The organism is Synechococcus sp. MU1655 (assembly GCF_023630655.1).
Taxonomy (GTDB): domain Bacteria; phylum Cyanobacteriota; class Cyanobacteriia; order PCC-6307; family Cyanobiaceae; genus Synechococcus_C.
The window spans coordinates 1-4,311 of the sequence record NZ_JAKUHK010000174.1 but is presented as its reverse complement, the minus strand read 5'-3'; the positions used below and the strand labels follow the sequence as shown (position 1 = coordinate 4,311).

6 protein-coding genes are annotated in these 4,311 nt (G+C 56.6%); 2 read left to right on the top strand and 4 right to left on the bottom strand.

Going from position 1 to position 4,311, the window contains the following annotated elements:
* Together NCN04_RS08525 and NCN04_RS08520 are read left to right on the top strand one after the other, a co-directional pair.
* On the top strand, positions 1-910 hold a 910-nt coding region (locus tag NCN04_RS08525), incomplete at its 5' end, for a cation:proton antiporter domain-containing protein (RefSeq protein WP_250395808.1).
* A 29-nt stretch (positions 911-939) separates the two neighbouring features.
* Positions 940-1,884: a TIGR01777 family oxidoreductase gene (locus NCN04_RS08520; protein WP_250395807.1), complete on the top strand. Its 945-nt coding sequence runs from the start codon at positions 940-942 to the stop codon at positions 1,882-1,884.
* Here NCN04_RS08520 and NCN04_RS08515 read toward each other — a convergent pair.
* From NCN04_RS08515 to NCN04_RS08500, 4 genes are read right to left on the bottom strand one after another with little or no spacing between them, the layout of a single operon-like run.
* Positions 1,820-2,095: a DUF8620 family protein gene (locus tag NCN04_RS08515; protein ID WP_048347330.1), complete on the bottom strand. Its 276-nt coding sequence runs from the start codon at positions 2,093-2,095 to the stop codon at positions 1,820-1,822. The two genes, NCN04_RS08520 and NCN04_RS08515, sit on opposite strands and share 65 nt — an antisense overlap.
* Positions 2,096-3,298: a lipid-A-disaccharide synthase-related protein gene (locus tag NCN04_RS08510; protein WP_250395806.1), complete on the bottom strand. Its 1,203-nt coding sequence runs from the start codon at positions 3,296-3,298 to the stop codon at positions 2,096-2,098.
* A gap of 1 nt (position 3,299) precedes the next feature.
* On the bottom strand, positions 3,300-3,728 hold the full coding sequence (locus NCN04_RS08505) for a tetratricopeptide repeat protein (RefSeq protein WP_250395805.1): 429 nt from the start codon (positions 3,726-3,728) through the stop codon (positions 3,300-3,302).
* 51 nt (positions 3,729-3,779) lie between these two features.
* Complete coding sequence (locus NCN04_RS08500; protein WP_048347327.1) at positions 3,780-4,172, bottom strand: HesB/IscA family protein; 393 nt, start codon at positions 4,170-4,172, stop codon at positions 3,780-3,782.
* Positions 4,173-4,311: the final 139 nt, after the last annotated feature.

Genomic DNA, 4,311 nt, shown 5'->3' with positions numbered 1-4,311 from the left:
CGGACTGGGCGCAGCTAGTGGGGTTGGAACGAATCCAGCAATGCTGCCGCGAGTTCTATTTGTTGGCGCCATGGTGGCCAGTACGGATGCCTCTGCTGTATTGGTTCTGCTCCGTCCCTTAGCCGGGCGCTTGCCAAAGCGATTAATCGACTTGATCGAGTGTGAGTCGGGCTTCAACGACCCCATGGCTGTTGTTCTGGCTGGATTGGCGTTGGCTTTGGCCGGTGGTGATGGTGTTGGCACCGAGGCCTTGGTCACCGATGTTGTTCGCCAGTTTGTGCTTGGAATCTTGTTGGGTTTTATTGGCGGCACCCTCACCCTGCAGCTTCTAGGAACCCGGCTAACCCTCAACCATGCGGCCATGCTCCCTGTCGTGAGCTTGGCGTTGCTGATGGTGTTAACCGGTGGAACGTTATTGCTGGGTGGGAGCCCACTCTTGGCGGCCTACGTGGCGGGCTTAGTGCTTGGTAATGGCTCAAACCTAGATCGAAAGGCGCTTGCTGAGGCCCATTCCAGTTACGCAAAAATGGCTGAGCTTTTGCTGTTCCTGTGCATGGGCCTTGTGGTAGCCCCGCAGGATGTGGTTCGTGCTGCTGGCTGGGCTTTCGTTTTATTCCTGCTGATGCAGGCGGTGAGATTTTTGATGGTGAATGCCCTGCTTTGGCGCACCACATTCACCAGGAATGAACGGATCTTCGTGAGTTGTGCGGGATTGCGTGGAGCGGTTCCAATCGCAATGGCCATTGATGCCTGGTCGTCTGGCGTTCGTTGGGGGGCATCGATGCCCCCTCTCGCTCTTGCTGTCGTGCTGTTCGGCCTGTTCATTCAGGGGTTTGCCCTCGTCCCCTTGGCTGAACGCATGAATCTCATACTTCCTTCTCATCAACATGATCCTGACGCTGCTGCCTAACCTCTCGAAGCAGACAAGATGGAGACTCCATGCGCCTTTTGCTGATCGGATGCACCGGACTTGTCGGACGTGCATTGGTTCCCATGCTTCAAACCGCTGGGCACGATCTCACCATCGTCAGTCGCCGGTCAGCTCCTGCCGGACTTCCTGCCAGTTGTCTCGCAGGCCTCTCTTGGGTGCAGTGCAACCCAGCCGATTCGATCAGTTGGGCGCCATCTAGCCCCCTACAGCAGGCCTTGGCGCAAGCGCAAGGGGTTGTGAATTTGGCGGGCGAACCGATTGCCGAGAAGCGATGGACTGCAGCACATCTTCAACTGCTGGAAGACAGTCGCCTTCAGACCACACGTCAGCTTGTGAATGCGATGGCGGATTTGGCCCAGCCTCCTGGCGTGTTGATAAATGCATCTGCTGTTGGGTATTACGGAACCAGTGCAGATCAGTGTTTTGACGAATCGAGCCCTTCTGGTAGCGATGTGCTAGCTGGTCTTTGTCAACGCTGGGAAGCGGTAGCGGCGGACAAGCCTGATGCCACTCGCTTGGTGGTGTTGCGCATTGGGATCGTGCTGGCGGCCGATGGTGGCGCGCTCGGCAAAATGCTGCCGATCTTTCGGATTGGTTTCGGTGGGCCGATTGGTACAGGTCGTCAGTGGATGAGTTGGATTGAGCGCAGCGATCTCTGTCGGATGATCCTTGCCGCTGTGGAGAACGACGCTTGGACGGGGGCTGTCAATGCCGTCGCTCCAACACCGGTCACGATGGCCACGTTCTCGGCCTGTTTGGGCCGTTGCTTGGGGCGTCCAAGCCTGCTGCCCGTCCCCGCCCCACTCTTGAAAGTGTTGCTTGGCGATGGAGCAAAGGTGGTGCTGGAAGGACAGCGGGTCCAGTCAACGCGTCAAGCAGTGCTGGATTTCAATTGTCATTGTTCTGAGTTGCCTGCTGCATTCGACGCTGCCACCAGCTCCACAGGCCGTTGATCAGCGCGGCTGCCATCAGTAATCCAATCGCTGGGGTGAAGAGGGGATCCCAGAGCCGCTGAAATTGCTGCATGGGCGCTTTGAGGCCTTGCCCGTCAGCGATGACGGCCACCGCAAACCAAACCGCACCTCCCAACACCAGAAACACATCCAGAACAAGCAGACGATCCAGCCAGCGTTTCCATGGGGGTTCAAGGTTGTTTGACGTCATCTAGCTCTTTTGCAGTAGCCCACTGATCAAGTCAGCCATTTTCCTACCTCCACCTTGGGGACCTAACCGTTGCATCGCTTGCTCCCGACAATCACGACGAAGGTCTGGGTCATTCACGCTTCGTTCCAGCAGCTCGATGGCCAGTTTGGCTGTTGCTTGGAGAAGCTCGTCTCCTTCACAAGGGGAGGCAGCACAAAAAACGGTTGGACCCAGCAACCGTCGCTGGGCTTCCGCGAAGCCAGCGGTGAATTGGGGGCCTTGACCAGGGAGTTGCAGCACGGGCTTGGCCAAGCCCACGGCTTGCTCCGCAGCTGTGCCGGCCATACAAAGCAAGAGGTCTGAACAGAGAAGCACAGATGTGAAACCCTGCCGTCGCACCTGAATCTGCCGATCGCCCTTCTCTAACCGTGCTGGGCAGGTGTCTTGACCCAGAACAAGAGTCCAGCCATGGGATTGCGCAATGTTGCTCAAGTGGTCATCTCCCAGGGCTCCAACGAGTGCCAGGTCGATCTCAAGGTCCCCACGGCCGTATTGCGAGATCGGGATTTGCTCGATCACGCCCAGAAGCAGCACCAAATTGTGTTCAAGTTCTGGTCGACGGCTGCCAGGCAAGAGTCCAAGGCGTCTTTTGGCGTAGGGCAGCAGATTGCTATGGCACAAAACAGAATCCATAAAAGGATTGCCCACGAATTCCACTTCCCGCTTCAGCTGTTCGCTGAGATCCACTGCGGTGAGGGCATCTCGACTGAACACCGCTTTGAACCTCGGAGACTTGAGGCAGTTTCCGCAGGGCCATGGAAGTCGCAGTTTTCCCTCGTAGTGACTGGAGTACGCCACTAGATACGTTGCGACTGGCCGGTGGCAGAGCCATGCCGCCATCACCGGGATCACATCCCCGATCACTACCACTAAGTCATAACGGCCGGCGATGCGCATCAGCCGTAGAAGCCTCCTTAGGAGATAGATCACCTGACCCTGGATCAGCTCCGTGAGACGCCCGCGAAACGTTGTGTAGCCAAGCCCACCCGTACTGAATTCGCGCGTGCGACCGACGAGTGGGATCGTTGCTTCGCCATAGGGATTTCCGCGACCGACCAGCGGCAGCGCTTCCACATCGTGCCCTTGTGCTTTTAACGCTTGTCCAAGCAGAGCACCCGAAAGGTCTTCGCCATGACCATTGCTTAGAAGCAGCAGCCGAGCCACCTCAGAGCTCCAACCAACTCTTCACTTTGAGAAGTGCGGGCCAGTCCGGTCGACGTTTAAAGCCATCGTTGATGGACTCTCTCAGCTCGTCTCCCATCTCGGGAGCGACAGCTAAGACCTGCTGCACGACAGCAATTTGATCACGAACTCCCTTGGCTTTGGTTTCAAGCATGGCCAGAGTCAGATTGATCCTTGCCTGAGGATCTTGGCTGTTGAGCTTCACCGCCAATCGAGCAGAACGCAACGCATCGTCTGGCTTATCGCAGAGCAAGAGAAGCCAAGCCAAACAAGTCCATCCTGATGATTGACGGGGTGCGGCGTCAGTGATTGCGACAAAATCATCGATCAACTCTGCCGCCGGTGCTCCAGCTTGGTAACGGGCCATGGCCTGCTCGAACAGGCTGGATTCCTGAGATTCCTGGGACTCCATCGCTGATTCTGATTCTCTGGAAATTGTCAACAGATTCCCACGCGGTGTGGCTTAGACCGCAAAGGAACTCCCGCATCCACAGGTTTGGGTGGCATTGGGGTTGGTGAAGTTGAAGCCACCCCCAATGAGGGCAGTGCTGAAATCCAGCTGCATGCCGTAAATGTAAAGGAGACTTTTGGGGTCACAGACCACCCGAAACGCATCTCCCGAGGGGGCGGCGTAGTCATAAACCTCATCACCTTCCTCGATCTCCGAGGCGGGCACAAAATCCATGGTGTAGCTCATTCCGCTGCAACCACCAGACCGCACGCCAACACGAAGGATTTGCTCATCGCCTTGCTCTCTGCAGAGCTTCGAGAGTTGAAGCATTGCTGGATCCGTGATCTGAATGCCTTTTCCACCTTTGGCTGTGTGGGTCGCAGTACTGGGGGTGGAGGTGGTCATGGGTCAAGAGTCCAGCTGGCCTTGAATCACTGTATTGAACCCACGCGTCTTGTGCTTAAAGCAGTTAAGGCGTTCGTATTCATAGAGTTGTTGAATTCTTGGTTGAAGCGCTGGTGCAGGTCGCGATTGTGGGCTCAGG